26 protein-coding genes, 1 tRNA gene and 2 pseudogenes are annotated in these 25895 nt (G+C 57.1%); 15 read left to right on the top strand and 14 right to left on the bottom strand.

The window, feature by feature from the left end; all coding sequences use genetic code 11:
- Positions 1 to 73 precede the first annotated feature (73 nt).
- The 6 genes from N5B55_RS21490 to N5B55_RS21465 all read left to right on the top strand — a co-directional run bounded on the left by N5B55_RS21490 (position 74) and on the right by N5B55_RS21465 (position 5785).
- Positions 74 to 733: a hypothetical protein gene (locus tag N5B55_RS21490; RefSeq protein WP_304540005.1), complete on the top strand. Its 660-nt coding sequence runs from the start codon at positions 74 to 76 to the stop codon at positions 731 to 733.
- Positions 734 to 1672: 939 nt separating this feature from the next.
- On the top strand, positions 1673 to 2779 hold the full coding sequence (locus N5B55_RS21485) for an Ig domain-containing protein (protein WP_304540004.1): 1107 nt from the start codon (positions 1673 to 1675) through the stop codon (positions 2777 to 2779).
- Between the two features lie 263 nt (positions 2780 to 3042).
- A complete protein-coding gene (locus N5B55_RS21480; RefSeq protein ID WP_304540003.1) occupies positions 3043 to 3345 on the top strand; it encodes a hypothetical protein in 303 nt (100 codons plus the stop codon).
- Positions 3346 to 3488: 143 nt separating this feature from the next.
- Positions 3489 to 4301: an ornithine carbamoyltransferase gene (locus N5B55_RS21475; RefSeq protein WP_304540002.1), complete on the top strand. Its 813-nt coding sequence runs from the start codon at positions 3489 to 3491 to the stop codon at positions 4299 to 4301.
- 234 nt (positions 4302 to 4535) lie between these two features.
- On the top strand, positions 4536 to 4943 hold the full coding sequence (locus N5B55_RS21470; protein ID WP_304540001.1) for a hypothetical protein: 408 nt from the start codon (positions 4536 to 4538) through the stop codon (positions 4941 to 4943).
- Positions 4944 to 5287: 344 nt separating this feature from the next.
- Entirely contained in the window at positions 5288 to 5785 is a 498-nt protein-coding gene (locus N5B55_RS21465; protein ID WP_304540000.1) for a hypothetical protein, read from the top strand.
- Between the two features lie 449 nt (positions 5786 to 6234).
- On the opposite strand, the gene N5B55_RS21460 is transcribed toward N5B55_RS21465, so the two are convergent.
- A complete protein-coding gene (locus N5B55_RS21460) occupies positions 6235 to 6768 on the bottom strand; it encodes a TonB family protein (protein WP_304539999.1) in 534 nt (177 codons plus the stop codon).
- Between the two features lie 409 nt (positions 6769 to 7177).
- On the opposite strand from N5B55_RS21460, the gene N5B55_RS21455 reads away from it, so the two are divergent.
- The 3 genes from N5B55_RS21455 to N5B55_RS21445 all read left to right on the top strand — a co-directional run bounded on the left by N5B55_RS21455 (position 7178) and on the right by N5B55_RS21445 (position 8733).
- Positions 7178 to 7546 carry a hypothetical protein gene (locus N5B55_RS21455; RefSeq protein ID WP_304539998.1) on the top strand — a complete coding sequence of 123 codons (369 nt, stop codon included), beginning with the start codon at positions 7178 to 7180 and terminating at the stop codon, positions 7544 to 7546.
- Between the two features lie 122 nt (positions 7547 to 7668).
- A complete protein-coding gene (locus N5B55_RS21450) occupies positions 7669 to 8286 on the top strand; it encodes a HEAT repeat domain-containing protein (protein WP_304539997.1) in 618 nt (205 codons plus the stop codon).
- A gap of 162 nt (positions 8287 to 8448) precedes the next feature.
- The gene (locus N5B55_RS21445) at positions 8449 to 8733 is read left to right on the top strand and encodes a hypothetical protein (protein ID WP_304539996.1); all 285 of its coding nucleotides are present in this window, start codon (positions 8449 to 8451) and stop codon (positions 8731 to 8733) included.
- Positions 8734 to 8741: 8 nt separating this feature from the next.
- Here the strand turns inward: N5B55_RS21445 and N5B55_RS21440 are convergent, their stop codons facing one another.
- Both N5B55_RS21440 and N5B55_RS21435 read right to left on the bottom strand, forming a co-directional pair.
- The gene (locus N5B55_RS21440; protein ID WP_304539995.1) at positions 8742 to 8981 is read right to left on the bottom strand and encodes a hypothetical protein; all 240 of its coding nucleotides are present in this window, start codon (positions 8979 to 8981) and stop codon (positions 8742 to 8744) included.
- A gap of 190 nt (positions 8982 to 9171) precedes the next feature.
- The gene (locus N5B55_RS21435) at positions 9172 to 9600 is read right to left on the bottom strand and encodes an RrF2 family transcriptional regulator (protein WP_304539994.1); all 429 of its coding nucleotides are present in this window, start codon (positions 9598 to 9600) and stop codon (positions 9172 to 9174) included.
- 67 nt (positions 9601 to 9667) lie between these two features.
- Between N5B55_RS21435 and N5B55_RS21430 the strand changes: the two genes are divergently transcribed.
- From N5B55_RS21430 to N5B55_RS21415, 4 genes are all read left to right on the top strand, one after another.
- Positions 9668 to 10645: an alpha/beta fold hydrolase gene (locus tag N5B55_RS21430; RefSeq protein ID WP_304539993.1), complete on the top strand. Its 978-nt coding sequence runs from the start codon at positions 9668 to 9670 to the stop codon at positions 10643 to 10645.
- A gap of 181 nt (positions 10646 to 10826) precedes the next feature.
- On the top strand, positions 10827 to 11264 hold the full coding sequence (locus N5B55_RS21425) for a hypothetical protein (protein WP_304539992.1): 438 nt from the start codon (positions 10827 to 10829) through the stop codon (positions 11262 to 11264).
- A 524-nt stretch (positions 11265 to 11788) separates the two neighbouring features.
- A complete protein-coding gene (locus N5B55_RS21420; RefSeq protein ID WP_304539991.1) occupies positions 11789 to 12229 on the top strand; it encodes a hypothetical protein in 441 nt (146 codons plus the stop codon).
- A gap of 98 nt (positions 12230 to 12327) precedes the next feature.
- Complete coding sequence (locus tag N5B55_RS21415; RefSeq protein ID WP_304539990.1) at positions 12328 to 12954, top strand: tyrosine-type recombinase/integrase; 627 nt, start codon at positions 12328 to 12330, stop codon at positions 12952 to 12954.
- A gap of 131 nt (positions 12955 to 13085) precedes the next feature.
- Here N5B55_RS21415 and N5B55_RS21410 read toward each other — a convergent pair whose 3' ends face one another.
- On the bottom strand, positions 13086 to 13490 hold the full coding sequence (locus N5B55_RS21410; RefSeq protein ID WP_304539989.1) for a hypothetical protein: 405 nt from the start codon (positions 13488 to 13490) through the stop codon (positions 13086 to 13088).
- 253 nt (positions 13491 to 13743) lie between these two features.
- On the opposite strand from N5B55_RS21410, the gene N5B55_RS21405 reads away from it, so the two are divergent.
- Positions 13744 to 13938: a hypothetical protein gene (locus N5B55_RS21405; protein ID WP_304539988.1), complete on the top strand. Its 195-nt coding sequence runs from the start codon at positions 13744 to 13746 to the stop codon at positions 13936 to 13938.
- 77 nt (positions 13939 to 14015) lie between these two features.
- Here N5B55_RS21405 and N5B55_RS21400 read toward each other — a convergent pair whose 3' ends face one another.
- The 5 genes from N5B55_RS21400 to N5B55_RS21380 all read right to left on the bottom strand — a co-directional run bounded on the left by N5B55_RS21400 (position 14016) and on the right by N5B55_RS21380 (position 21101).
- On the bottom strand, positions 14016 to 15116 hold the full coding sequence (locus N5B55_RS21400) for a hybrid sensor histidine kinase/response regulator (protein WP_304539987.1): 1101 nt from the start codon (positions 15114 to 15116) through the stop codon (positions 14016 to 14018).
- Positions 15117 to 15129: 13 nt separating this feature from the next.
- Positions 15130 to 15729, bottom strand: coding sequence for a chemotaxis protein CheB (locus N5B55_RS21395; RefSeq protein WP_304539986.1), 600 nt, complete (start codon positions 15727 to 15729; stop codon positions 15130 to 15132).
- Positions 15726 to 16571, bottom strand: coding sequence for a CheR family methyltransferase (locus N5B55_RS21390; protein WP_304539985.1), 846 nt, complete (start codon positions 16569 to 16571; stop codon positions 15726 to 15728). The genes N5B55_RS21395 and N5B55_RS21390 overlap by 4 nt, the downstream gene beginning before the upstream one ends.
- Before the next feature lie 9 nt (positions 16572 to 16580).
- Entirely contained in the window at positions 16581 to 20060 is a 3480-nt protein-coding gene (locus N5B55_RS21385; RefSeq protein WP_304539984.1) for a response regulator, read from the bottom strand.
- A gap of 534 nt (positions 20061 to 20594) precedes the next feature.
- Positions 20595 to 21101 carry a low affinity iron permease family protein gene (locus tag N5B55_RS21380; protein ID WP_304539983.1) on the bottom strand — a complete coding sequence of 169 codons (507 nt, stop codon included), beginning with the start codon at positions 21099 to 21101 and terminating at the stop codon, positions 20595 to 20597.
- Positions 21102 to 21481: 380 nt separating this feature from the next.
- Here N5B55_RS21380 and N5B55_RS21375 point away from each other — a divergent pair.
- Positions 21482 to 21622, top strand: a pseudogene (locus N5B55_RS21375) (integrase core domain-containing protein); the annotation flags it as partial.
- Here N5B55_RS21375 and N5B55_RS21370 read toward each other — a convergent pair.
- The 5 genes and pseudogenes from N5B55_RS21370 to N5B55_RS21350 all read right to left on the bottom strand — a co-directional run.
- Positions 21608 to 21757 (bottom strand): annotated as a pseudogene (locus tag N5B55_RS21370) (SDR family oxidoreductase); the annotation flags it as partial. The pseudogenes N5B55_RS21375 and N5B55_RS21370 sit on opposite strands and share 15 nt — an antisense overlap.
- Before the next feature lie 831 nt (positions 21758 to 22588).
- Positions 22589 to 22816, bottom strand: coding sequence for a hypothetical protein (locus tag N5B55_RS21365; protein ID WP_304539982.1), 228 nt, complete (start codon positions 22814 to 22816; stop codon positions 22589 to 22591).
- Between the two features lie 31 nt (positions 22817 to 22847).
- Positions 22848 to 23372, bottom strand: coding sequence for a hypothetical protein (locus N5B55_RS21360; protein WP_304539981.1), 525 nt, complete (start codon positions 23370 to 23372; stop codon positions 22848 to 22850).
- A gap of 987 nt (positions 23373 to 24359) precedes the next feature.
- Positions 24360 to 25583, bottom strand: a complete 1224-nt coding sequence (locus N5B55_RS21355; RefSeq protein WP_304539980.1) for a tyrosine-type recombinase/integrase — start codon at positions 25581 to 25583, stop codon at positions 24360 to 24362.
- A gap of 163 nt (positions 25584 to 25746) precedes the next feature.
- A tRNA-OTHER gene (locus tag N5B55_RS21350) sits at positions 25747 to 25823 on the bottom strand.
- Between the last annotated feature and the right edge of the window lie 72 nt (positions 25824 to 25895).

The raw sequence follows: 25895 nt of genomic DNA, 5'->3' as shown, positions 1-25895 counted from the left end.
CTCGAAGTGCGGGCAAATCGCGGCAGATCAGGAGGACTCGCTCAACCCCTTCTTTGATCGCCGCAACGGACTAATGCATCGCTGGTTTCTGCGCAACGGCGGACCTGCGAATGACGGCAATGACCCGGCAAGCCATGCGGATGTGATCCGGCTCGCGCAGGGGGTCCGTACCGAGGCAGATGCGAACACGCACATGATGGCAAGCTACACGCTGAAGTACTACATCAACGGGCCGTGTCAAAGCGTCGTCGAGCACGCCGAGCAAGCCCCGAAACCTGTTCGCTCGGTCGAACTGCGCAAGGTCAACGTTGCCGACACCTGCAAGCAAGTGACCATGCTGTTTCATCGCTCAACCCAGCGCGCGCTCCGTCGAACGTTGGACTGGGACGATGTTCGTAGTCAACTTGTTGCGATGCAAGGGGACTTGCTGCCCGTGAGCGTGGCTGAGGCGGCGCGGCGTCTCAATGTCGATGTACGTCAGTTCTACGAGAACGCAAACACAGAGGCTCGCGTGCTGGCGGAGCGCTGGCGGCAGCATATGCGACGCCGGGGCGAGCAGAGCGTAGAAAGGGCCCGAGATGCGATTGATGCCGCTTGCCAGGATATCGTCAGCGAAGGGAAGGCGATCAATCTTCGCGAAATCAGAAAGCGTGTCCCGCAAGAGGTGCTCGGCAGCGTTAAAGGCGTTATCACCTTGCTGCAGGAAGCGCGGGATCGTATGGAGGCGGACTGAAGGTCACTGAAGGGTAAGCGCGCACGAAAAAAGCCGGCCATTGGCCGGCTTTTTTTTGCCCGTCGGTTTTGCGACCGTTTGAGGACTCGCCCGTCAACGTGCGCCGTGTCGATAAAGCATAACGTGGCCGATCGGGTAAACAACCATAACCTGTCCAAATGGCCACTTTATGCTTAACGGCACATTTTGTGTGCCGTTAGGCATAACGTGGCCGGCGAATAAAGCATAACGTGGCCGGAAACTAGGGGCTTAGTCTGGCGTGGCGCCAGGCCATAAAGCAAAACTTGGCCCAACGGGACGAAATAAGGCATAACCTGTCCAAACGGATTTCTTCCCATTGAGGCGCGCGCAATGCGGGTCTCGGGAAGCGGTCGCCATGGAGCCCTCCGAGCTTCTCGTTCGCCACTGGACCGTCTACGCACAGATCATGACGATGCATCCGGCTGCTCGGCCTCGTTGGACGGGCGGATGGGGTTACGTGCGTACGACTGAATCTTGGGCGCTAATCCAGGTGCGCCCGACCCTGTATTCAGCTTGGGAATTGTGGATAAGTGGAGCGTAGTCCACTTGGGCCTTCTCTAAGACAATGACGTTCTCTATTAGACCGCAGGCGCGCAAGTGAACCATGCCGTAGGTCCGTAGACTTGTTCGCATGAGGTCCCGTGGATTCCACCACCGTCTCTGCACTCTCGACATCAACCGCATCTAAAGCGCAGTAGAGGCTTTCTGTTGGCCTTACACCTCCGTGTCGGAGCATGTCGGTACGGCAGAATCGTGATTTAAGTCTGGCTAACAACAGAAATAAAAAAGTCGATTCCTAGGCCCCTCGAAAAATCGTTGCGGAGGGGTATTCAGTGACGTTCACGCCTCCTTATGATCTCCTTAGTTTGAATTTGCCCGGGCCGGGAGTCCGGTTCGAACTGGTGCCGCTGGCAACCTATGGTCACCGGCCATGGAGAGCAAAAAAATAAAAACGGGAGGGAAAGTTTTATGAAGGTATGGCAAGCCAGCCGCGTGTGGCAATCGAGTCTGGTTGTGATGGCGGTTGCATTGGGTGTTGCCGCATGTGGTGGCGGGGGAGATTCCAGTGGTGGATCGCAGGGAGCAGGAAGCGGCACGGCGGGCCAGAACTCCTGTGCTCCGAATCTGTGCGTGAGTTTGTCGTACTCGGCACCAACACTGTTTCGTCTTCTAGCTGTCAACATCCCACCGAACAGCGCAAGCGCTACAGCCGGACTGAGTACGCACTATGTACTGAAGAGCGGTACGCTGCCACCGGGGATCACGCTCGATGCCAGTTCCGGAGCGCTGTCAGGTACGCCTACGGCAGATGGCTCCTACTCAGCCGTGGTGCAACTCACGGTGGACGGCTATTCCGGGTCGGTCAGCTCCAACGTGCAGATCACTATTACCGATCCCAAGCTGACGTACGCGGCACCTAGTTATCTCCTGGGAGCCAACTCCATACCTGTGAACGGCATGATTGCTGGTGTTGGAGCCAAGCCGTCCGCTATCACCTTCAATATGCCTACCGGCTTAAGCACTTCTGCCGTGATCTCAAAGCCCGCAGGAGTGCAGTTCAGTGTGGTCGGCAGCGTGCCTTTGCCACCCGGTCTTACTTTGGACCCAAACACGGGCGCCATCAGCGGGACACCAACCACGCCCGGGGTGTGGTTCACGAGGGTTCAGGCCGCTATCCCAGCCCAAGGTCAAAGCTTCACCGTGGTTAGCACGGCTGCTTTTTCTGTTGCAGCAGTGATTCAGGAGCATGCCGGCCAGACTGCTGCATCGGTCTCTATGCCTGTTGTTGTGGAGCCCGGCACGGCGGTGACATCTGAAGTCCTCCAAGGGGCCGGCGATTTTTCGACCACGATGGTGTTTAACCCTGCGACTCAGATCGTCACTGTCACACCTGGTGCAACGCCTCCCTCGGCCACGCCTGGAACCTATCTGGTGGCCAATTACGAACGATTTTCGCTTGGAGATGGAACTATTGCGACAGCGCGCGCCGTAGAAGTTGTTGATGGCACCATCAATGTTCACTGAGGGTGTGCACGAGCTCCGCAAGCTCATAGCCGGAATCAGCGAGGCCCTCTTTTCTTGGCACAAGCCGAACCGGAGCGCCTTAACTTTTACAAGCGGCCCGATGTCGAAAGTCCAGAGGTCCAACCACTCGCTCGAGACGACTTGCGCCGATAGGCTAGTAACTGTCGGCTTCCGGCCGAGATCGGTCTCTGCAGGATGCTCGAAATGCAAACCACTGCGGAAGATAGAGGAATTCCGCCCAGCTGCTTGGGCTACTTCAAGACATGACTATCGAAGAGCTTCACTCATTTCTAATCGGTGCGTTCGATTTGGTCACCGACCCAGTTGAGCGAGGCAGCGCTCAAACGTACTTCATCAGCAAAGCGGTGTGGCACCCGGCGGCGACCACACGAATCCTGCAGGTTCGGTGGGGTGTGAACAACGACGTCAGCCATATCAAGCTGTGCGTCTCGTCTGACAATAACAACAGTGTGTTTGTTCGCTTGCCCGTGACCTGGTCGGAGCTTAAGCAAATTGTGGCGAACGAGATTTCGCTGCATTCGGGAAATCGGATGATGAATACGTAAGCGCAAGTTTTGAAAGCCGTATCATGCAGCTCTCTGCCAGGTATGGCCTAGGGTGAGAGAGGCTTTCGGGCAGCCCTGCAGAGGCGACCCAACCTGATCTTGTCTCAGAGATAGTGTCCAAAAATTCCGTCGCTCAGCTTTTCATGGACCTGATAGACCTTTCTCAACTCACGCGTCAGGATGTCCACGCCATTTGGAAACTGGCTGATGCACCGGACCAGCTACTTAAAGGCAATGCGGCCTGGTCGTTTGAAGGTAACGGCATTCGCACTCGAACGACGTTTATGCAGGCGTTTCGAGACCTTGGCCTGTCGTTCGTTGAGCTGCCAAATTTTCTCAAGACTGCGGAGCGAACCGTCGATCTTGCAGGCTACCTTGACCCCTTCTACGACGTTTACGTAGTGAGGGAATCTAACCATCAGCGCCTGACCGAATTTGCCTCCGCGTCGCGCCGACCGGTAATCAACGCCATGTCCAACATGGGGCATCCCTGCGAGGTGCTTACGGACGCGTACTACATTGACCGCGCGATTAAATCGATCGCGCAAGCCCGCATCTGTCTCTGGGGACCGCCGACTAACGTGCTGCGGTCGTGGCATGAGTTGGCGCGCCAATTGCAGCTTTCGGTCACTCACATTTGTGATGAGCGGTTACATGAAGCACAGACGTATGTAACCTTTGCGTCAACGCCATCCGAGACCTTTGACGTTGTCATTACCGACGGCTGGCCAAGCGGCTCAGAGGGGCTTGGCCGATCGCTCACTTTGGACGATCTCGATCGCATGGGAAAACCAGTCCTACTGCCGACCCCGCCGTTCTCCATCGGGCGAGAGCTTGCATTCGACCCGCTGCACTACCAACACTTCGCTGGCTACAAGCAGAAAGAGTTGTTGCTTCCGGTGCAAAAGGCAATTCTGCGGTACGCCCTCGCTGCGAAGCCGAAACTCGGGCGCTGAACTATTTTTGCCGCAGCCAGCAAACGCAATATTTCCTCTGGCGATGAAACCGATTCGCTTACCCGCATCTGGCCTATTTCCTGAAACCGGCAGGGGTGCGGTTAGAGAAGCCCCCGGATGCCAGTTGTTGAAAGCGGTGGGCTGGCTCCCTTTCGGTCGCGGTTGTAGATGGGCTATAGCTGTCCGGTTGTACGCTTCCGGCCCCAATTTTTCTGCCTAAAAAAGGAGCTCGCAATGGATACAAGTGAGACCTCGGAAAGACCCCCAACGGTGCGGGCAGCAGTGAACATGTTATGGGCGTCCATCGGCTTTGGTTTGGCGAAAGCACTACTCGACTTTAACCACTTGTTCGTCGCGGCCACCGTGAAGACGTTCATAGCCACTGCTGTTCTAACCGTGGTCATCATGGCATTGCTTATTTTCAAGACTTCATCCGGCGCCAATTGGGCTCGAGTCACACTGCTGGTCCTTTTTGCAGTGGGTGCAATCCTGACACCAGCGACACTGTCCCTGGAATTTTCCAGGAGCTCGTTGGTGGGCGCCCTGACAGTTGTGCAGTTTGGATTGCAATTCTTTGCGCTGGCTCTACTGTTCGTAAAGCCCAGCAGGGGATGGTTCAGCAAGATCAACCACATTCGCTAGAAAGATGGGGCAATACGCTCTTCCGCCGCCTGCAGCCCATCTTGAGATGAAGCCGTTGCTGGCGGGCTGCAGCAGGCATTGAAGCCACCCGTTGTCGCCGCCGCTCCTGGACGCCACTGCAGCAGGAGGCGCGATAGGTGACCTAGCGGCTCTTTGGCGGGAGCGGAACCGAACCGCAGTGCTGAGCGTTGACGCCGAAGGTGTCGCCTGGCACGAGCGAGAGCAATTTAATGTCGCGACACACCTTGTGCGCAAGCGTTGATGGAGCTAGCAGCGATGCCCCCGGGCTCGGGCATCGGGTGCTGGCGCCATGCCCAATAGACATCAGTGCGAGTCACTCCTCAATGAACAAAGCTCTTCGATACACCCTGGGCGTGTTGGCCCTGATTGGCTTCACCCTCTCGCTGTTGGCGCACGTGATGGCGTTGTTTGGGATGAACCTTGCCACCACAGTCGCGGCCGTGTGGGACCTGCATTTTGGCATTTTTGCAGTCTTCGTCCCGTTTATATTCCTTTCGAGAAACGACTTGCAAGGAAGGCGCTCGCTGGGAGTGCTGGCCGAGAGCGTACCGCCGTGGGTAGGCGTCATCGGCGCGGCTCTTTTCATCTACGCGATGGCTAACTTCTTGCTGTTCGCTATGCACTCAGCCGGCGGCAACCCGGTCGAGCAGCATGGCAAATACTTGGTGATGAACCATGGCAAGCTTATTCGGGAAGTGACCGCTTCGGAGTATGCCGGGCTTCGGACAAATGAGCTCCGGGGATTCTCTGGGCATTGGCTCCTCTTCTACTTCGTGCCGGCGGCCTACTTCTTGTTCTGGAAGCGAAAGGAAGCCTCTTAGGCGGGTGTTGGCGCTCGTGACAGTCATGCTACCGTCAGGAGCTCCGCTCTCGGCCACCCACGGACACTCGTGTTCCCCATCTTTAGCCGCCGTCCGCTCTCGGCCAGTAGCGGTCGTTCGGTATGCTTCAGCAGCTCATTCTGTGACAGCAGCCCGAGTCTTCTCGAGGAGAAATGATGAGCTTCCGTATTGAGCTTGATGTGTCGGCTCGAGAATCTTTCGGTGACTACCGCTATTACATCTATGATGGCGACCGCTTAGTCGCTCGTTATTGGCATGACTACCGAGAGACGAGCACGGCATCGAATTTGCGGATGGATCGCGCGAGTCTTGGCCGGTTGGGCGAATGGTCGACTTCATCGAGGGTGGCGGCCCAACACCATTGGTGCTGTCGGCCCGTGCTTTGACCTATCTGGCAGGGAAGCAGGCAAAGTGAGCTGGTAGGTGTTCTACGTTGGCGTGAATGTCAACCTAATCGTCCGCGTGCCTTTTTGCCCAGGCTCAGGCTCAGGCAGCGGCAAGGGGTCGGAGCGCTCTATTGCTTTCAAAATGGCAGCGTCGTAAGACCTGACACCGCTGGATTTCTCAAGCTCTGTGCGAAGCACTGAACCGTCGGGTCCTAGGACTACCTTCACAACCGCAAAGATATTTTCGGGTGGCACTTCATCAACGACGATATTTGGCTTGACCCGCTGCCTGACTCTTTCGGCGTACGACAGGGTGGACGGCGTTAGGCTTGGTTGGACAGCCACCTGCGCGTGGGCTGGACGGTCAATGCTGAAGGTGAACGGTCTTGAAAAAGGTACGCGAGTCGCTGTACCTGTCGTGGGGTCGGTAAACGGTGCGCATGCCGTCGAGCGTACAGCCTGCACGCCTGCATCATCGAGCAAGGCATTGCCAGACGATTGGGTGACTTGTACGGAAGAGATAGTTCCGTCCGGTTCAACAGCGCCAGACACAACGACGGTGCCTTGGATGCCCATACGCCGCGCTTCCGCCGGATATAAGGGCGGCGGAGTGGTACACCCAGTAACGGGTGGGCGTATCGCCAACGAAGCTGGCGCTTGGCTGGCACATCCAGAAAGCGAACCCAATAGAACGATGCAAGCGAGCGTCGGCGCGCGATGTAGCATGACCCCCCCGTTTGTTCCCAGTCTCGCGTTTGTGTCTTAGTCTTACCCTCCAGGCTGAATGCTAGCTCAAGTGCAGTAAAGGGCGTCTGTTCAGGATCGTGACATTCGCTGACCGCGGCGGCGCCACAACGACCAGTGACAGGGCCCTAGCATGCCGTTCCTACACCCCCGCCTCAACTGAAATACTTGCAAGCGCGCGAGCGTGCGCTCGAGGCTTCGGATGCTTCCTCGATACAACTGTTCATTGAGAAACCTGAAAATGCTCACAACAAGTGACCTTGCCGAGATCATCGGAAGTCGAATCACAGAGGTAAAGATCAGCCCTGGGTCTGTAGCGTTGGTGTTCGGGGGTACCGGGCGTGCCGGTGGATGGATACTGATCCAATGCGGTTTTTCGACGGTGGACGAGAAGGAAGAAATTAGCGGGGATGCAGAATCTCCGGAGTCCAGCGCTTACCTGCAACGCTGCGTGAAGAGAGCCATTGCAGATGCCAATTTTGACGAACACAGGGTGATGACGCTGATGTTTGAGGCGAGCTCAATGCTCAAGATCATCCCCAAGCGAGATGGCTTCGAGTCGTACGTTCTGCACACGTCACAAGGGATCGTTCCCGTCATCGCAAATTAGATATGCGGATAACCCGCGGCTGGCTCCCTAACTACTGGATGTAGGGCCGCTCCCAGACGCAGTCGCCGGTACGGGGAGCTATAGTGACCAACAATCCCGAAGTTCATAAAAGAAGCAGCCCCATGAGCGCATCAGACGCCCTGCACGAAGAAGTCGGAAAATTCAAGGCGTGGGCGGCGTCGCTTCTGCCTCACCAGCGCGACTGCGGCTACGACCAATGGCAATCACTGTGGGACGCCGCGATTGCGGTTCTCGAATCGATTCCGCCAGACGAATGGAGTGAAAGGTGCCGCGCAGATCTAATCCTCGCTATCGCCCGCGACGAGGTGGAATGGATTGCGGATCAACTTGGAGGCAAACCTGATACCCTCCTTGCACTTGCACGACTCGCAATTGACTCTTCAGAGCCGGATGCAAAGTGGCAAATCGCGGCACAACTCGGAACGCTATCTACGCATAAGGAGAAGGCGGAAGAGGTGCTACTGCGCCTTGTAGACGACTCGGACGAATACGTTAGCAGGCGTGCGTTGCTCGCGCTTGGGGCATTGAAGTCGCAGCATGCCGAACACCTTGCGGAAAGGGCGTGGCTCACGGGTCACGAATACCAACGCATCGCAGCGTTGTGGGTTCTAAAAGATGTCGCCCAGAGCAAACTCCCCCAATATCTACGATTGGCAGACGAGGATGGTCGGAAGTATGTAGTCGAGAACGCGCGTAAATGCGCTAAAGGCATCCAATGATGGAACTGAGCACGCGAAGAAAAAGGTAGTCGCCGTCCGCCATCGGCCAGTTTCGGCTACTCATCCACGAGCCGTTAAGCAACAATTCAGCCACCAAACAGGCGCGCAAGGATTGGATGAGGAACACAACCCAGAGGCTCGCTAACTGGAGGCATGGTCTGCATGCCATCTTCCTCAACTTGGGAAGCAAAATGGTTCAAAATCAGAAACGTTGAACCTGAAGCCGAGACCTCCGCGCACATGACCAACCCAGAGCTCCGCGAGGAACACTACGCGTATGTGTGTGACATCGCTGACCGGCTTGGCCTGCCACCTACCACGGTGGAGCCAGTTTTTCGCGAGACACTGCGGACGTTGTCCGCGGGCGCAACCATAGAGACCTTTGTGGTTTTGCTCGCAGCCAAGAGAACGCTGGTAAAGCTCAAAAAGATGTCGGGCCAGCGCTGAGTCCTTGGCTATGCTGCCTTTTCCTCGGTGACAACAAATTCGCTGGACGCCTTGTGCTGGATAGCCGCCATGATTTCCAGCTCGCGCTTGTTGCTTTGCTCGCTGGCAGCGATGCCGGTCGCATGTTTAGCCTTCGCGCCTAGAGGGTAGAAGACGAACGTTGCGCTGAGCGAGGCACCCGGCTCCGACCGCAGGCGTTTGTTCAGGATTTTTAGGTATTTCTTCTTCGAGACTTGTTTCGCAGCCATGCCGCCCTCCTGTCTTGTTGTTGTAACGGGCAGCATACCAGCTTCGATTGCTTAGTCGCACGGCCAGTGCGGCGCCCCCTCGCTCTAACTGCGGCGGGGCACCGACCGCTTTCGGCTAGGAGCGACCATCCTGCGATGCCTCAACAGAGAGTCCCTACACCAGCAGTCAACGCTGCAGAGCGTGACTCGCCTAAGGCTCCGATGCGAACGAGAGGCACTCTTTGGCGAGCACTGACAAGCGCTTGCCTTGAAAGCACCTCAACAGTTCATTCTCCGCCGCACTCTGCGCTTCACTGACAAAGCGGTTCACCACCGCTTCTACTGGGCACTGCGGGTTGTCTTGGGCTGGCCCAAAAGCAAACGGGCTGGCACTCGCAATTGCCGTATGAATGTCGCCCACCGTGAGCGCGTCGAGTTCGCAAGCGAGCGCCCAACCACCGCTGCGCCCGCCAGCGGAGGCCACGTAGCCCGCGTCACGCAGCGCAGCCATGGTCCGTCGTACTACGACCGGGTTCGTGTGTAGCATCTGTGAAATCGTTTCAGAGCTTGTGGAGCCACCGCGCAGATGCATGTGAATGAGTACGTGCAACAGCCGGGCAAGGCGTACGTCTTGAGCCATGTTCAGAGATGCTTCTATTCCGTAACTCTGTATATTACAGTATCAGTTCATGCACAGCGAGACACTCATGACTACAGCCTCTCATCGCCAGATCGATGCCAACGGCATACACCTTAGTCTGCTTGAACAAGGCCAGGGCCCGTTGGTCCTGCTCTGCCACGGATTTCCAGAGACCTCCCTCGCGTGGCGCTATCAGTTGCCGGCACTTGCTGCAGCAGGCTACCGCGCCGTCGCTCCAGATTTGCGTGGCTATGGGCGCAGTGAGCAGCCCGAGCCAGCGGACGCATACACGGCATTGCACGTGGTCGGCGACTTGGTCGCTCTGCTCGATGCCTTGGGAGAGCAGCGGGCCGTCGTTGTCGGCGGAGACTGGGGCGCGACGATTGCCTGGCAAGCAGCGCTCTTGAGACCGGACCGATTCCGTGCGGTGGCCGCTCTAGGTGTACCCATGATGGGCCGTGCGCCCATGGCCCCCAGCCAGCTTTTTCCCCAGACGCTAGACGCTTGGTTCTACACGCACTACTTCGCATCGCCAGGCTTGGCAGAGCGAGAGCTGGAGGCCGATGTGGCAACCACCCTGCGTAAGATCTACTTTGCGGCTTCAGGAAGTGCCGGGCCGCGCGACGACGCGCTGACACCGAATCCTTTCGGCATGGTTGCTCGCCCAGGTGGACTGCTCACAGCATTGCCGACCCCACAGGCCCTGCCGGACTGGCTCAGCGCCGCCGACTTTGAGCAGCTTGTGCGCTCTTTTGAGAAAAGCGGTTTTCGCGGTGGTCTGAATTACTACCGCAACCTTGACCGCAATTGGGAATCCGAGGCGGCCTTTGTCGGCCTGCAAGTCCATGTGCCCGCCATGTATCTGGTGGGCGAGAGAGATACCGGCCTCGCCATGCCAGGCATGCAGAACATCATCGACGCCATGCCGTCGTTGGTGCCCCAGCTACGCATGTCGCAAGTGTTACCCAAGGCGGGGCATTGGCTCCAACAAGAAGCACCTGAGGCGGTCAATGCGGCGTTGATCGGATTCTTGAAATCACTCTGATTGCGGAAGGTTTGTGTCGCAGCACGGTAGGCGCGTTTCGCTGATATATCTGCCACCAGTATGGCTTGCGACCGGCTGCTTCGGGTCGGTAGCAGTCGTTGATCAACGGAGTCCTGGCCGTCCACTTCCGGCCACAAGCGGACGGGCCATGCACTAATGCCGTCCAACGTTGGAAGTACATATGCCACGATATTCTCAGGATTACCTTAAGCAGTTGCTGGCACGCTCGGAATTTGACGCGCTGGTCGAACTTCAGGGCATCTTGTTGAGTTGGCCTGGCATTGACACGCGCAAGCCCGACTACGGCGCTCCTCCCCCAGCTTTTGCGTTTATCGAGGCGCTCACCTGGTTCTCCCAAACCATACGTTCTGGGGCCTGGACATACTTCGAGGCGGTGTCGCTCGAAAAGCAGAGGGCCATGCTGGGCGCGCTTCAAGTTTTGGCGCCACCAGAGGTTGCTCAGATGTACAAGCTCGGAATGGAGCAGTGGCGAGACGCCGACACAATGAAGAACCTTGACTGTTGGGTGATGGACAATGAGTCCACGTGCAGCGCTTGGCTCCACGCTCTGGTACAGCTACATAAAAACGAGCTTATTCCTATGTGTGAAGCTTCATGACGAGCAGCATCTGTGCGGCGTGAGAACTGTTTGCAGTGCGCCTGGCTCAGTCGGGCCGCCGTCGCGGTGGCAAGCAGAAGTCGGCCAGGAGCGGACCTTGCGCCGCACCCCACAACTCGGAGAAGAGTAATGGTCGATGAGAAGCTGTTTGGCCTTCAGCTTAGCACTGACGGCCTAGAGGTAGTTCGCCGAGGAGGCCACTATTTCGTCCGCTACAACGCAGGCGCACAACAGACAGCATGGCGGGAAGATGCGTGCGTTACCAACTGTGCAGTCGTCGGCAAGCGTGGAGTCATGGAATACGTTATCCGTGAGGAGCTGACGAGAGGGATGCGCGGCAAGGGGCCGAAAGAATGTCGCTGTAGGTGAGTCAGGTAGCGGTTGTCCGCAGCCAGTTCCAGCCATTCGACATCGATATTCAGATTGCGGAAAGTTACTGCGGAATTTCTCGCTCATGTGTCGAAGGGTGCAACCCAGACGCTCCGCCAACGAACCATGCTCGCCAAACGAGAGGAGCCCTTGTAATGCTGAGAAATACTGTAGTGCTGGTGGCCCTTGCATTGGCAACCCAAAGTGCAAGCAGTATCACGCCCGCCGACCCATCGATAGGAAGCTATCCTTGGTTTGTTGCATTGGATCAAAGGTGCCCGCAAAAGAGCGCTTCGCGCGAAGCCGCATTGGAAAGGTACAAGCGCCACCTCATCGCCAATATCCGAGCAATAGCCGCAGGGCTGCCGGAATCTCAGGCGGCCACCTTTTTGAAGCGCGCCGACGAATTGGAAAGGACTGGTCCTTCGAAGGCGGACCTAGATCGCTTCGCCGACATATTCGCCAAGGGAAGTGCTGAAGAGATACAAGAAATCTGTCAGTCTTTTGAAGCCGACGTGAACGACCGGCTAGCTATCGAGCGGCAGCTCATGCAGACCGTGAATCCCATTCGGTCACCGAACACAAATTCGAGGTGAACGGCCGCTTTGAGCAAGAACCACTGTCCCTTGTGGGTCGGGTAGCGCCCGCTACCAGGGCACAGACTGGATCTCCCTTCATTCGAAAGGAGATTGTCATGAACATGTCTACCAGCACCGGTCCGTCGCGGATACCGTGGAACAAAGGGAAACTGACCGGTCAGAAGCCGCCGCTCAAGCTCAGCGAGATCTGTGCGATCCGCGTGCGCCTGCAGCTCTCCTCCAACGTGCGTGATCTGGCGATGTTCAACCTAGCCATCGACAGCAAACTCCGAGCGAGTGATCTGACGAAGCTACGTGTGCGGGATGTCTGCCATGGCGAGCGTATCGCTAGCCGGGCGACGGTTTTGCAGCAGAAAACGCAACGACCGGTCCAGTTTGAGATAACTGAACAGACTCGGGAGAGCGTCGAAGTTTGGATGCGACGAGCGGGCTTGCACGCCGCGGATTTCCTCTTCCCTAGTCGCATTCACGACTCCCCGCACATGTCGACGCGCCAGTACGCCCGCCTTGTCCATCGCTGGATTGCATCGATCGGACTCGATGACACCGCGTATGGCACGCACACCATGCGTCGAACAAAGGCTTCGCTCATCTATCGTCGGACAAAAAACCTGCGCGCGGTCCAGTTGCTGCTGGGGCACACGAAGCTGGAGAGCACAGTTCGATATCTCGGAATCGAGGTAGACGACGCGCTTGAGATGGCGGAACAGACGGAGGTATAACCACCGGCCGGCGAGCGGTCGCTTGCCGGCCAAGACCCGTCATATGAGTGAGGGCCTTCAAATGTCCGTTCTGGTGTCAGTTTCTGCCGGTTCGTGCAAGTCCAACGGATTCCAGTCGGGGGATGAGCCGATTACTGTGGCACCTCTGTTGCCGAGGAGATGATAGTCACTGATCCGCTCTCGCATTGGCGGATCAGTCCTAAAGGAAGGTCAACTGCGACATCCCTTCTGGCTAAGACAAATCGGCAGTCGACCTCGAAGTAACACATTCCGGGGATGTCGAGCAGTTCGAACACCAGCTCGCGGAGCCTGCCACCTGAGACGGGGCGCTCGAAGCTCACACCATCGACGCCATCCGCGCGATTCCCGCCTACGAAGCCAATTTCACAAAGATCGTCCCCATCTGGGATGAATTCCACGGATTGGCCAATGTCGCTCACTGAACCATACCGACGTAGCACAGAAACCACTGAATTATATGGAACGCTCCCAGCCTGCCCATCTGCGAATTTCTGAACGAATACGGTGTAGCTCATGGTTTCGGACAAATAGAAGGTCGAACGGACACGGAGAGCAAACTTTACGCGGTTCCCATACCGTCCAATCCCGGGCAGCCAAATTAACACGCTCCAAGCTCTTCATCGAAGGACCGTTGCTGAGCTTCGTCACGTCGGTCGAGACGCCTATCACGTAATTCTGCGATGGGTCGACAAGCGTCGGTGGCGTCGGGCGGCAATCGGCCAGGAACGGTCATTCCAGTAACAGCAAGAAGGGGCGGAGAGAACTCTAATGATTTCGACAGGCGTCGCATACCTTCGACCCGAGCATCAAGGTGCGGAAGTCCGTGCAACAATCACCTCCGCAATTGAAATTCTGAAAGCGTTGCGCAACCCAGGCGACGGCGAAACTCCTCTGGTCAATGCCGTCTTCGTGATGAAGCCCGTCAACGGAGTGGGCTTGACCGTCACAGTCTCTTTTAAATAAACATCTAACAGCCAACGGAAGCCGCTAATCGTGAACGCTGTAGGCCCGTCGCCTCGATCAAGCGAGGTGCAAACTTCCTAATCAGATAGGCGGCGAGGTAAACGGATCGAAAACCGAGTGCCCTCGCTTTCCTCGGATTCAACTGCAATATCGCCGCCGTGGAGATCGATCAATCGTCGAGTGATATACAGGCCGAGTCCCAAGCCCTCGGAGCGCTCACTGGCATGTCCGGAACGATATGCATCGAAGACATGCGGCAGCAGGTCAGCGGGGATCACGCCTTCGTTCTGTACGACCATCTCGATATGCTCTGCGTGCGATCCATCCACAATGACGTTCACTGGCTCTGAAGGGTCTCCGTGTTTGATCGCGTTACCAATAAGATTCGAGAGGACCTGAGACATTAGCCCACTATCGAACCTGGCACGAGTGCTTCCCCGCGTCCGCAGCTGCAGTCTCGGCTCCTGTTGATGTCCTTGAACTTCGTCTGCGATGGCATGGCAAACCTCAAAAGCATCGGCTTCTCGCATTTCCAATTGGATCTGGCCGCCATGAATGCGCGCCATATGCAGCAGTTGGTCGACCATGCGCGCCATGCGCTTACCACTGCGCACAATACGATCCGCTGCTTCGCAGACCTTCTGCTCGTTCGACGGAAAGCGCTCAATATAAATGGCTGACATATTGATCGCTGACAGCGGCGTTCTCAAATCGTGAGCCAAGATTGCCATCAGCATTTCGTTGGCTTGCAGAAGCTCGCGCATTCGCTCGACTTGTTCGGCCAACTGTCTCTTGTGCTGGGCCAGCTGTACGAACACATCCACCTTGGCAGCAAGGATGGCAGGGTCAATCGGCTTGTAAAGAAAGTCGACTGCGCCGGCTTGATAGCCTCGGAAGTTGCGGTGTGCATCGTGTCCTGCCGCCGTCAGGAATAGGACCGGAATATGACTTGTTCGTGCGCTGCCCCGCATAAGTTCCGCTAGCTCGAACCCGTCCATTTCCGGCATGTTGACGTCGAGAATCGCAAGACCGAAATCGTGCTCAAGCAGTGCCTCGAGCGCAGAACGTCCCGAATCCGCGTGCACTATTTCGACTTCCGGGCTCCGCAGAAGGGCTTCCAATGCGGTGCGGTTGCCTTCGATGTCGTCAACAATCAGTATTTTTATGGGGCCTGGCATAGGGCTTAGAAGGTTAACAAAAACGTGCCAAACACGCGCTAATCTGGTCCAGAGTCAGGACTGTGGCGGCCGCCCCAATGGAAATTGCCGCATAGGGCATGGTCGATGCCTCTGCCGTAGAGGGTTCTTGCACCCACGTGCTTCCGCCAGCAGCGCGGATGGCAAGGAGGCCCTGAGCGCCGTCGTCGTTCGCTCCAGTCAAGACGATGCCGAGCAGGCGCTTTCCGTAGGCGTAGGCAGCCGATTCGAAGAGAACATCGATAGACGGTCTTGAGAATCGAACTGGTGGGTCGATGGACATTGCAAAGTGCACTGACTGGCTATCGGAGCTATTGCGTTCGACGAGTAGGTGGTAGTCGGGAGGTGCGATATACACGTGTCCACCTTCCACCGGCATCTTGTCTTCTGCCTCGGCGACTGGAAGGTCGCACCGCTGGGCAAACAATCGTGGCAGTAAGCTGGGAAATGTGGGTGCAAGGTGCTGTACCGCGATCAAAGCCGGTATGAAGCCGCTGGGCAAGCCCGCCAGCAGATATCCAAGCGCTTCTACGCCTCCCGCTGACGCACCAATCACCACTGCGCTGACAGGGCAACGCAACTCCGCTTTCGTCATCGTTTTCTGTACACACGATCTTTAGAGTTGAGGGTCTCGAAGGCATCGGCATGGAGGTTGAACTGAAGACTCTCTTTGCTTCCGAGCCCCAGAAATCCGTGCCAAACAAGAGAGTCTTTAAATAGTCCGATTGCTCTATCCTGAAGCGGGCGATCAAAATAGATCAATACGTTCCTACATGAAACCAAGTGTACTTCTGAGAAAACACCGTCAGTGGCTAGGCTATGGTCAGCGAACATAGATTGCCCGATCAGCGCAGCATCGAACTTTGCCGCTCCATATGCCACGTGAAAATAGTGCGAGAGCGTGTGCTTCCCGCCGGCGGCAAGATATTGAGCGCTGTATGAATCCAATCGCTCGACATCGTAGATGCCGGCACGCGCGGCGGCCAGCGCCTCGGCGTTGATATCAGTTGCGTAAAAGAGCGTGCGATCACTCAAGCCTTCTTCTGCGAAGAGAATGGCAAGAGACCACAGCTCTTCGCCGGTGCTGCACCCGGGCACCCAAACCTTCAATGACGGATAGGTTCGCAATACCGGCACGACCTCCTCACGCAGGGCGCGGTAGTAGCTTGGGTCCCGGAACATCTCACTGACCTGCACCGTCAAGTATTTGAACAGTGCATTGAACAGGGACGGATCACGAAGCACCGTGCCCTGAAGCAGCGAGAGATTCTCCACTCGCAGGTCGTGAAGTGCCTGCTTCAACCGACGTCGGAGAGACGCCCTCGAATAGTGGCGGAAGTCATGGTGGTATTTGTGAAAGATGGCTTCAAGCAAGAGCTCCAACTCAAGCGCGAAATTGTCATCTGCGACATCGGCGGGGGGATCAATCGCGTGCATGATGGACTGTCACCGGCGAGAGAGCCACACCCGGCATAGCGATAACAGACGATCGACGTCGATCGGTTTGGCCACATAGTCGTTGGCGCCCGCCTGTAGACAGGCTTCCCGATCCGAACTCATCGCCTTTGCCGTGAGCGCAATGATCGGAATCTGTGCGCCGTTGTTCAACGCGCGCAGATGCCGCATAGCTTCCAGACCGTCCATCTCCGGCATCATGATGTCCATCAGCACCAAGTCGACGTTACCCAATTCCTTGAAGCGCTGAATGGCTTCGCGGCCATTTCTGGCGATTTCGACGGTGGCGCCGAGCGGCTCCAGAATCCTTGTCAGCGCAAAGATGTTCCGCGCGTCGTCTTCGGCGAGCAGAATCGTTTGCCCTTCCATCACGTTGTCGCGCTGCCATACGGAGCGCAGCATGCGTTGGTGGCTCGCGGGGAGCGCTGCCTCGACGCTATGCAAGAACAATGTCACTTCATCGAGGAGCCGCTCGGGAGAGCGTGCGCCCTTGACGATGATGGATTTGGAGTAACGGCGAAGCCGTTGCTCGTCGACGGGACTTAATTGCCGGCCCGTGTAGACAATGACCGGGGGCATCGGATAGTGATCGGCCGAGGCCATCCTCTCCAACAGCTCATGACCTGTCCCATCGGACAATTGCAGATCCATCACTACGCAGTCGTAGTGGGTCGTTTCAAGTGCCTGCAAGGAAGATTGCACTCCATTGACCGTTGTGATTTCTGCGCCTACAGGCAGCAGTAAATCGCGAATACTCTGCCGCAACCGCTCATCGTCCTCCACGACAAGTACCCGCTGAGGTGTGGTGGCCGCACGTGCTTCCAGCGTGGTGATCGCCTGCGCGAGGGAATCGCGGGGGCTCGGCTTCAGCGTGTACCCAACCGCGCCCAGATGCAGCGCTGCTTCTGAATGGTCGGCCACGGAAACCATGTGGGCGGGAATATGCCGAGTGGCTGTGTCGTGCTTGAGCCAGTCCAGCAAAGTCAAGCCGGAATGGTCGGGCAGCGCTACGTCGAGCAGAATCCCGCAAGGCTGGTGTTCACGGGCCAACGCAAGGCCTTGTTGGGCCGAGGTGGCATGGATGCAATCGAAGTCGAGTTCGTGCGCAAGTTCGTACAAGATGCGGGCGAAGTTGACATCGTCCTCCACGACCAAGATCAACCTCTTACCTCGCGTGCGCCCGTTCCTGTCGTCGTCGAGGGATTCAATCGCGCGCACATGCTCCGTTGCAACCGTGCGTGAGGGCGTCATCGGAGCTGTCTCGGGCGCGACCGGTGCATTTGGGTCGTCCGGCGTCTGGAGCAGAGCCGCTAACTCGGCATCTGCACGCTCATACCGGACTGGTATCTTCAGCGTGAAAGTTGTTCCTACACCGACTTCACTTTGTACGCTGAGTCGCCCGTGAAGCAGATGAGTCAGTTCCCGCGAAATCGACAGGCCGAGCCCCGTGCCGCCAAAGCGGCGGTTCGTGGTCGCGTCGGCTTGTTGAAACGCTTCGAAGATCAGGTCCTGTTTTTCAGGGGCAATGCCAATTCCGGTATCCCGTACCTCAAAGGCGATTTCGCTTGCGCCGATGAGTGCCACGCGGAGGACGACGCTACCTTGCTCTGTGAACTTGAATGCGTTCGACAGCAAATTGCGTAAGACCTGCTGCAAACGTGAGCCGTCGGTTTCAATGACGGCGGGCAAATCGGGGGCTCGCTCGATGCTGAAAGCCAGCTTGCGGTGCTCGGCAACCGGCGCAAAAATGCGGCGAAGCTCCTCGGCCACTGAGGTCAACTCAATGGGCTCGGGTACCAGCGTCACCTGACCTGCTTCAATCTTCGCAAGGTCGAGAATATCGTTGATCAGATTCAGTAAATCCGTGTTGGCAGCGTGGATCGTCGACGCGTATCGGATCTGATCCTCGGACAGGTTGCCCTCTCGATTATCCTGCAGTAGCTTGGCAAGAATCAGTGCACTGTTAAGCGGCGTGCGCAACTCGTGCGACATGTTTGCAAGGAACTGGGACTTGTACTGACTTGCGCGCTCGAGCGTCCGCGTATTCTCTTCGAGACGCCGTTGTGCCTCAACCAAGTCTTGGCGCTGCGACTCCAATTGCTCGGTATGGTGCTCAAGGCGAGCGTTCGCCTGCTCGAGCTCTGTCTGCTGAATCTCCAAGCGAGACTGGGATTCCATCAGAGCCTGGGTGCGCTCTTCCAGCTCTTCGTTCGAGACGCGCAGCTCTTCTTGCTGAACTTGCAGTTCTTCGTTCAAGCGCTGTGCCTGTTCCAGTGCCTGCTGCAACCGTTCCCGATATTGCACCGCTTTGATAAAGGAACCGACACTGGAGGCCAGCTCTTCCAGAAACGTCTGCGCCCGCTTATCGACCGGCGCCATGAAGCCCAATTCCAGGACACCGTTGCGTTTGCCTTCGCTTTCCGTCGGAATCGCTAAAATCTCAGCTGGCTGGCCTCGTCCCAGCGCCGATGTCACCTTCAGGTAATGATCGGGCAGGGGGGCCATCTTGAGAGTATGCCCGTCCAAGACGACCCGCCCTGGTATTCCCTCGCCCAAGGCAAATCCATTGCCCGCGCCCGCCGCGTCATGGACTAAGCCATAGGTTCCTGCTGCTACCAACGTGTCCTCGTGGTCGAGAACGTACAGCGCACCAACAATCACGTCGACATGGCGAGCCAGGAACGTCAGTACCGTGTTGGCGAGATCCGCATGGGTGTAGCGTCCAACGACTTCTGCGGCCAGTTCAATTTGGCGATCCCGCTTCCAGGCTTGCTCCGTAAGCGCCCGCGCCTGTTCAGACTGCTGGGCGAGGACGGCTTCGTACGCACCCGAAAGGGAAGAAAGCTCGCGTCGGCCGAACCATGCAAGCACTCCAGTCAGCACTAGCATGCAGATCGGAAACGCCGTGATCGTTACCGTAGTCAAGAGACGGGCAGCATCCGCGCGCTCCTTGCGAAGGCGATATTCGGTGTCGAGAAACGTCAGCAGTTCGCGCTGTGTGTTCTCGGAAATCTGTCGACCTCGCTCGAGCTTAAGCAGATTCTGGTCATCCGAGTGCGCCGCGCGCAAAGCAATGAGGGACTCGGCCACACTGGTCCAACTTTCTTGAAGCGCGATGATTTTGTTGATCCGCTCCACCTGGGCAGAGTTGTCGGCAACCAACTTTTTCAAAGCAGCAGCTTGTGTGGACAAGGTCGAGCTGCTCAAGGTGTAGGGCTCAAGGAAACGGTCCTCGCCGGTCAGCAAATATCGTTGCACTCCGCCCTCACGTTGCGAGGTCAGTTTGGCTAATTCGTTTCCGCCGGCAATGACACGCTCCGTGTGCTCGACCCAATTCATCGCATTGAGCAAGTAAAGCAGCAGCGCAATGAACACGATGACGCTGAAGAATCCAACACCTAGCGGAAGGATAACGTTGCGTCGCAATATCGAACGGAACCGCTGGGTGTCTATGGCCTGTGGGACGGTCATGCGTTTTGAAGAAAGAAGCAGCGTTGGGGTATGAGCGACGGCGCACTGGAGCAAGTATCAGGCCAAGCAGTGCGACGCAGCCAGCAGTTACAAACGTGTGAGTCCCGCGCAATCGGGATGTAACTTTTACACGCGCGTAATGGAAAACTAGCCGGAGATTCTGGCGGTTAGCGCGCCCCCGCCAGCCGTTGATCTAGGCAAGCCTGTCGGAGCGAAGAGCATGCTGAAGACGCCAAAAAGAGAAGCGGTCCGCAGATTGCGGGCTTGAACGCGGACGCGGGTCTCGACGACCGTCGCCAGCATACTGTGTGTTACCTAGTCCTGGAAGACCGGTAAGTGTTTCGCCGTATGGACGTGCTATCTCTTGCAAGGCAGCGCGAGCTATGTGCGGGCTTTTGATTAAGAAGACCGAGCAAATTTCGCTCTACGCCTAAAAACTGAAGAGCGACGTGGATTGTTGCGAAAGTCAACTGGTGGCCCATGAATGCCCTTGGCTGACGCGCTGGTGCAAAGCGGTTTTCATTGTCAGCGTTCTTATTTTTCAGCGTGAGAATCGCTAACGGAAGTGTCTGCGCCAAGAGCACCTCCGCGCTCCGCCTCTGCCATGTGTGCGATACGCAAGTAGGCAGCCGCCAAGCGGCGCAGATCGTCTTCAGTCGCCTCTTCGATCCCGATCAGACGATTGTCTGCAGTACGGTGGGACGCAAGCAATTCATTGAGCTTGAGATGTAGTGCAATACTGTCTTTGTTTTGGGACTGTTGAATGACGAACACCATCAGGAAGGTAATGATGGTCGTACCTGTGTTGATGACGAGTTGCCACCGGTCGGAATAGTCAAATAGCGGCCCCGTCACAGTCCAGACGACAATGGCAAGAACCGCTGCACCGAATGCGTAGGGCGAGCCGGCCCATCGAGTGACAAACGCCGCAAACGCATCAAATAGCCGCGTAATGCGGCCTGGCCGGGCATACGCAGTGGTATCTGTATCGGGGACAGTTTGGAGCTTGCCGCTGCGCTCTTCTGAAGGTTGCTTGTTCATGGGTTCGACGCCACTGATCGGCTCAATACGGTAAAGGCGCTATGCGCGCGCTGAGCGATGACACTAAGGACTTACCGAATATGACCTCTCCACCTTTCGCAGGCAGGTGTGCTCTTTGCAGCTAGCTTCTATGCTGGCGTTGCTGGGTATAGCATTCCGTGTGCCCACTTTCTTCTTTTCTGTGTCGGTTGCGCCAACACTGGATTTGCTGCGAAGAACAGGATGGCATGCACCGGAAGGGCAGACATTTTGAGATGTCTCTCCGCGTGCAATAGCGAGCCCTACGCGCCTCGTTCGGCGCCGCTCTGTATCAGCACGAAAACCAGCGCGCAAAGCGGGAACGGGAGCCGGACGTCTAACCCCATCTTCTGCACGCTCCGCCGAAGAAAGAGGCGTCAACTGCTGCGCGCAACCTCGCCATCGCGTTCGAGCACTACAACGAGCAGCATCCCCATAGCGCGCTGAAATGCCGCTCGCCACGCGAGTTTAGGCGCAGGACGGAATCATCAACTCAAGTGTGAGGCGGTGGCCGGAAATGCGGGGGCAAATCCACCGCCATCCACACGTAGCGCCGCGCCGGTAGTCGCGGAAGCCTGCTCAGAGCACACGTAGATGATCATGTTGGCCACTTCATCGGTGGTCGCGAAGCGCTGGATACCGCCTTCGATGACTGTGGCGCGATAAGCGGATGGCGAAATTGTCGGTCGACCGACCGCCTTCGGCCATAAGCAGTCAGTGTCCAGTAGGCCGAATCCATCAGAAAACAGCTCCGCCGGTCTTCACTATTTGAAAGTGACACGTGTGAGTAGAATTTTCTAATGGCCGCAAGTAGAACTGCCTAACCTCGAAAATATCGTCGAAAAGCGAGAGAACATAATATCCCTCAGTGCTGAGGACCGCGGATATTCTCCAGCGTCTATTATCGATGGTGCTAATGTGGGCTTGCTCGCGAAAGCAATCTCCATTGGCGTACTCCACGATACCCACAATCGTATTGTCGTCAATATAGTCAGAAGACCGCAGCAGAAAAGAATGCGAAAGGCTAAACCAATTATCCCCCCGCCCCGCGATTCGTCCTGAAGAGTAAGGCCCGTCGCACTTCCACTGGAGGGACAAGCGATTGTCAGCATCACATTGGTAACGCTCCACACGAAGAACGTCCGCAGTCTCAGCGCTTAGCACTCGCTCAAAAACCGCGTGCCTGGGCGCCATATTCTCGCAAGTTCGAAGTGCGCACCCCGTAAGCTTGCTATTGACCGTATATTTATCAGCGTCGATGCCAACTGAGGAGCGGAACTCCTTCTGGGCTGCAGCGAGATCCTCTGGCAGCAAAATACCTGCGTGTGCCTGTTTAGTCAGTAAGACGCCGATAGCCATCCCGCAAAGCAGCTGGCGGATTAGTCGATGTGTTCGCATGATCACAGACACTACCAGCCTCGATAGGCAACTTGCTATCCGCATGGTTGGAATTTGTTGCCAATATGCGACTACCAACTAAATCGAAGCAGATTGAGTCGCGTGACCTCGGCGATCTTCTTTTCTTCTTCTGTCTCGGGCGATTCGAGGAAATGCGTGGTCATCGCCCTCGGCACGCGCATCTTCGGGTTGGAGAAGTACTCCATCACCATCCGCGTGAAGTCGTCGAGCGACATGATGGCGCCGTACTCGTGTACGAACCGTCGATAGTCGGCTTCGATTTGGGCGGAGTAGCACATGCGCGGCTCCCGTGGGTGAGGCCATGATAGATCAGCGGCGAGACTTGGCAATTCGCTCCAACGCGGCTTCCTCATCGGGGAACCATCGCAATGGCGGCGCATTGGGCGAAGGTTGCTGCCGGAGCGACTGAAGCAGGGCAGTGAGACGGTATTCGAACGGTCGCTCGATGCCAGTCACCTCGACCACCGTCGCGACATAGCGAGCCCAATGAACAGCTTGCCGTAGGTGCCAAATCTCCCAAATCAGCCGATGCACGTCTGGTGTTCGGCTCCGCTCCCAAATCTCTTTGATTTCTTCAACCGTGAGCCGGGGCGGTTCTTTGCGTCGGCCACCCCCCACACCCGGCCCGATCGCGTACGGCGTGCCGGAAATCTCCATCTTCGATTCCTCGATGGGCTCCCATTTCTCGACCACCCGGTAACGCCCAGGTCCCGGCGCAAAAAACTTCGCAGCATCTTCCTCGCTCATGTGGTGGCGAGTGGATTTCCAGTTCTTTTTCCCCGCTTCCATGTAGCGATAGCGGTGGATGAAGCGGGACGGAGAAGGCGTTGCCATGATTGCAGAGTACTGTATGGATATACAGTATCCGAGGCCTGACCCTACGCGCCAACGTAGACAATGCAGACGTGGACGCAGAGGCACCTCGTGGGGGGCTGAAGCATTTCTTTAGGCAGGAGCGATCCGCGCCATCTCGCGGGTGATCAGGCCGCTACGTGCGGTCTGCGGGGCGCTGGCGGGGACCGACGCGAAAGGGGAGGAGGCTGGGGAGGCCAGTGCCGCGACCCGGCGCGCGCCGTTGGGACCCCGCCTCACCTGCGCGCTTCATTGAGCTGTTTTTATGCAAGCGCATGAACCCGCTAGATCGGGTCTGGGCATCGTGCCGTAGAGGGATCAGCGCCTAAGCGAATGTATGCGACCTGATGCAGTCAACCTATGCGCATATTGCCAATGAGATTCTCAGCAGCCGTTCGGTCGGTAAGGGTAGACATGCAGCAACCCGTAATCGGGCGCCAAAGCCAGCTCGGCGGCCTTACGCGGTTCCTGAAGAGCGGCTCCGTGAGGCAAGCCATGTGACAGCCGCAAATACGAGGCAAATGACTACGACGCTTGGCCGACCGACATGCGCTGCGAAGCCCGCTAGAGCGAGGTCGACAACGATGCAAAGGTTCAGAATGAGTTTTCTCACATGCCGCCTGGTTTGTCATGTCTTGGGGAACAGCATCGGAAAAAGGTAATTTCCGTGACCCCACCCCAAAAAGCAACGTATCCCTTTGATCTACCACCACTTTTCGGATTACCCCTACAAGGTAATGTTGGGTAATCGAAAAGGTAATCCCCTCCTAAGTCCTTGATTTTTATAGGTCGTGGCAAGGCGAGAGATGACTCTCTACAAAGGTAATGAGATTACCTATAGGTTACCAAGAAATTACCTTTCCTCGATATCCTGCAAAGCCTTGCCCCACAACGGTTTGCGGCCGACAGGGCTTGAGAGATTACCGAGATTACCTTTTTCCGATGGCGTCCTGAGATTCTGTCCGGCGGCTATGTTGCCGCCGGCCGCGCCGCTTCGAGTTCATCCAAGTAGTCTGCCCAGCGCTGCATCATTTCCCTGCGCTGGGGGAGAAACGTGGTTCTGTTGTATGCCCTGCCCAGGGGATCTCGAACCTTGTGCGCGAGCTGCGCCTCGATGACTGGTACGGGGATACCGAGCTCTTCATCGAGCAAGGTTCTGGCCATCGCCCGGAACCCGTGAACGGTCATGGTCTGGCCGTCATAGCCGAGGCGGCGCAGGGCTCCAGTGAGGGAGTTGATGCTCATCGGCCGGGTCGATGTGCGGATGGAGGGGGAGAGATATCTGCCGTGGCCCGTGAGGCGGTGCAGCTCCTGGAGCAGTTCGACGGCCTGACGTGACAGCGGGACGATATGGTCGGCCCGCGCTGCCTTCTGCGCCTTGCGGCCCTTCATCCGCTCTGCGGGGATCTCCCACGTGGCGCCGTCGAGGTCGAACTCTTCCCATTTGGCCTCGCGGACTTCCCTAGGCCGCTGAAACACCAGGGGCGAAAAGCGCAGTGCGCAAAGCACCGAGAAACTGCCTGTGTAGCCGCGTATCGCGCGGAGCAATTGGCCGATCTCATCTTTGTTGGTGACGGCCGCGAAGTGGCTGATCGGCGCAGGCGCCAATGCACCTCGCAGGTCTGCGGTGGGGTCGCGTTTGGCTCGCGCCGTCAGCACTGCATAGCGCATGACCTGGCCAACGGCGCCTTTGACGCGGTGAGCCGTCTCTACCGTGCCGCGCGCTTCGATGCGTTGGAGCACATGCAGGATCTCCGGCGGCTCGATCTGAGCAATCGGGCGTTTGCCAATGATGGGAAACACGAAGCGTTCAAGCCTGCTGAGAATGTTCTCCGCGTGCTTCGCGTTCCAGGTCGGCAGAAACTTGAGATGCCACTCGCGCGCGACTGCCTCAAACGTATTTTGGGCAGCGCTGCGCGCCATGATTTTGATAGTCTTGCGTGCGAGCGCGGGATCGATGCCGGCAGAAATTTGCTTGCGCAGTGTCCAGCTCTTCTCGCGTGCGTCACGCAGGCCGACGTCTGGGTAGACGCCGATCGACAAGCGCTTTTCTTTCCCGTCGATCCGATACTTGAGGCGCCACCATTTGCCGCCCGAGGGCGACACTTCGAGGTAGAGGCCGTTGCCATCAAAGAGGCGTTGCAGCTTGTCGGCCGGCCTGGCGTTTCGGATTGCGATATCAGTTAGTGACATTTGGGGGCAACTCATTTTGGGGGACCAAACTTGCCCCCAATGTTGCCCCCAGAGTTGTCGCGCTGCCAACGAATGGCAATGGACGACAGCAGACGAAGATCGCCCGCAAAGCCTTGTAATACCGCGATTCTTGAGTTTTGTTGTTTCTCAATAAATCATCAGATGGTGGGGCGTACAGGATTTGAACCTGCCTGCCTGCGCCGGTAAACCGCCGCCGCTCGACCCATGAGCTACCGCCCCGCTTTCACTATATCGACGCTTCCTGAGAAAACCCGAGTCGGGACATCCCCCTAGCCGGATCGGTCAGTGCGT

This window comes from Ralstonia pickettii (genome assembly GCF_030582395.1).
GTDB lineage: Bacteria > Pseudomonadota > Gammaproteobacteria > Burkholderiales > Burkholderiaceae > Ralstonia > Ralstonia pickettii_D.
Note: the sequence above shows the minus strand (reverse complement) of the source record. Positions and strands in the feature narration are given on the sequence as shown.

What these genes read in the sequence shown, in the direction of transcription:
- N5B55_RS21405 (WP_304539988.1), top strand. Translation starts at nt 13,744, where the DNA reads ATGATTTCGACAGGCGTCGCATACCTTCGACCCGAGCATCAAGGTGCG.
- N5B55_RS21415 (WP_304539990.1), top strand. Translation starts at nt 12,328, where the DNA reads ATGAACATGTCTACCAGCACCGGTCCGTCGCGGATACCGTGGAACAAA.
- N5B55_RS21365 (WP_304539982.1), bottom strand. Translation starts at nt 22,816, where the DNA reads ATGTGCTACTCCGCCCAAATCGAAGCCGACTATCGACGGTTCGTACAC.
- N5B55_RS21400 (WP_304539987.1), bottom strand. Translation starts at nt 15,116, where the DNA reads ATGCCAGGCCCCATAAAAATACTGATTGTTGACGACATCGAAGGCAAC.
- N5B55_RS21395 (WP_304539986.1), bottom strand. Translation starts at nt 15,729, where the DNA reads ATGACGAAAGCGGAGTTGCGTTGCCCTGTCAGCGCAGTGGTGATTGGT.
- N5B55_RS21440 (WP_304539995.1), bottom strand. Translation starts at nt 8,981, where the DNA reads ATGGCTGCGAAACAAGTCTCGAAGAAGAAATACCTAAAAATCCTGAAC.
- N5B55_RS21465 (WP_304540000.1), top strand. Translation starts at nt 5,288, where the DNA reads ATGAACAAAGCTCTTCGATACACCCTGGGCGTGTTGGCCCTGATTGGC.
- N5B55_RS21445 (WP_304539996.1), top strand. Translation starts at nt 8,449, where the DNA reads ATGCCATCTTCCTCAACTTGGGAAGCAAAATGGTTCAAAATCAGAAAC.
- N5B55_RS21425 (WP_304539992.1), top strand. Translation starts at nt 10,827, where the DNA reads ATGCCACGATATTCTCAGGATTACCTTAAGCAGTTGCTGGCACGCTCG.
- N5B55_RS21420 (WP_304539991.1), top strand. Translation starts at nt 11,789, where the DNA reads ATGCTGAGAAATACTGTAGTGCTGGTGGCCCTTGCATTGGCAACCCAA.
- N5B55_RS21490 (WP_304540005.1), top strand. Translation starts at nt 74, where the DNA reads ATGCATCGCTGGTTTCTGCGCAACGGCGGACCTGCGAATGACGGCAAT.
- N5B55_RS21455 (WP_304539998.1), top strand. Translation starts at nt 7,178, where the DNA reads ATGCTCACAACAAGTGACCTTGCCGAGATCATCGGAAGTCGAATCACA.
- N5B55_RS21485 (WP_304540004.1), top strand. Translation starts at nt 1,673, where the DNA reads ATGGTCACCGGCCATGGAGAGCAAAAAAATAAAAACGGGAGGGAAAGT.
- N5B55_RS21380 (WP_304539983.1), bottom strand. Translation starts at nt 21,101, where the DNA reads ATGAACAAGCAACCTTCAGAAGAGCGCAGCGGCAAGCTCCAAACTGTC.
- N5B55_RS21435 (WP_304539994.1), bottom strand. Translation starts at nt 9,600, where the DNA reads ATGGCTCAAGACGTACGCCTTGCCCGGCTGTTGCACGTACTCATTCAC.
- N5B55_RS21470 (WP_304540001.1), top strand. Translation starts at nt 4,536, where the DNA reads ATGGATACAAGTGAGACCTCGGAAAGACCCCCAACGGTGCGGGCAGCA.
- N5B55_RS21355 (WP_304539980.1), bottom strand. Translation starts at nt 25,583, where the DNA reads ATGTCACTAACTGATATCGCAATCCGAAACGCCAGGCCGGCCGACAAG.
- N5B55_RS21390 (WP_304539985.1), bottom strand. Translation starts at nt 16,571, where the DNA reads ATGCACGCGATTGATCCCCCCGCCGATGTCGCAGATGACAATTTCGCG.
- N5B55_RS21410 (WP_304539989.1), bottom strand. Translation starts at nt 13,490, where the DNA reads ATGAGCTACACCGTATTCGTTCAGAAATTCGCAGATGGGCAGGCTGGG.
- N5B55_RS21460 (WP_304539999.1), bottom strand. Translation starts at nt 6,768, where the DNA reads ATGGGCATCCAAGGCACCGTCGTTGTGTCTGGCGCTGTTGAACCGGAC.
- N5B55_RS21385 (WP_304539984.1), bottom strand. Translation starts at nt 20,060, where the DNA reads ATGACCGTCCCACAGGCCATAGACACCCAGCGGTTCCGTTCGATATTG.
- N5B55_RS21430 (WP_304539993.1), top strand. Translation starts at nt 9,668, where the DNA reads ATGACTACAGCCTCTCATCGCCAGATCGATGCCAACGGCATACACCTT.
- N5B55_RS21450 (WP_304539997.1), top strand. Translation starts at nt 7,669, where the DNA reads ATGAGCGCATCAGACGCCCTGCACGAAGAAGTCGGAAAATTCAAGGCG.
- N5B55_RS21475 (WP_304540002.1), top strand. Translation starts at nt 3,489, where the DNA reads ATGGACCTGATAGACCTTTCTCAACTCACGCGTCAGGATGTCCACGCC.
- N5B55_RS21480 (WP_304540003.1), top strand. Translation starts at nt 3,043, where the DNA reads ATGACTATCGAAGAGCTTCACTCATTTCTAATCGGTGCGTTCGATTTG.
- N5B55_RS21360 (WP_304539981.1), bottom strand. Translation starts at nt 23,372, where the DNA reads ATGGCAACGCCTTCTCCGTCCCGCTTCATCCACCGCTATCGCTACATG.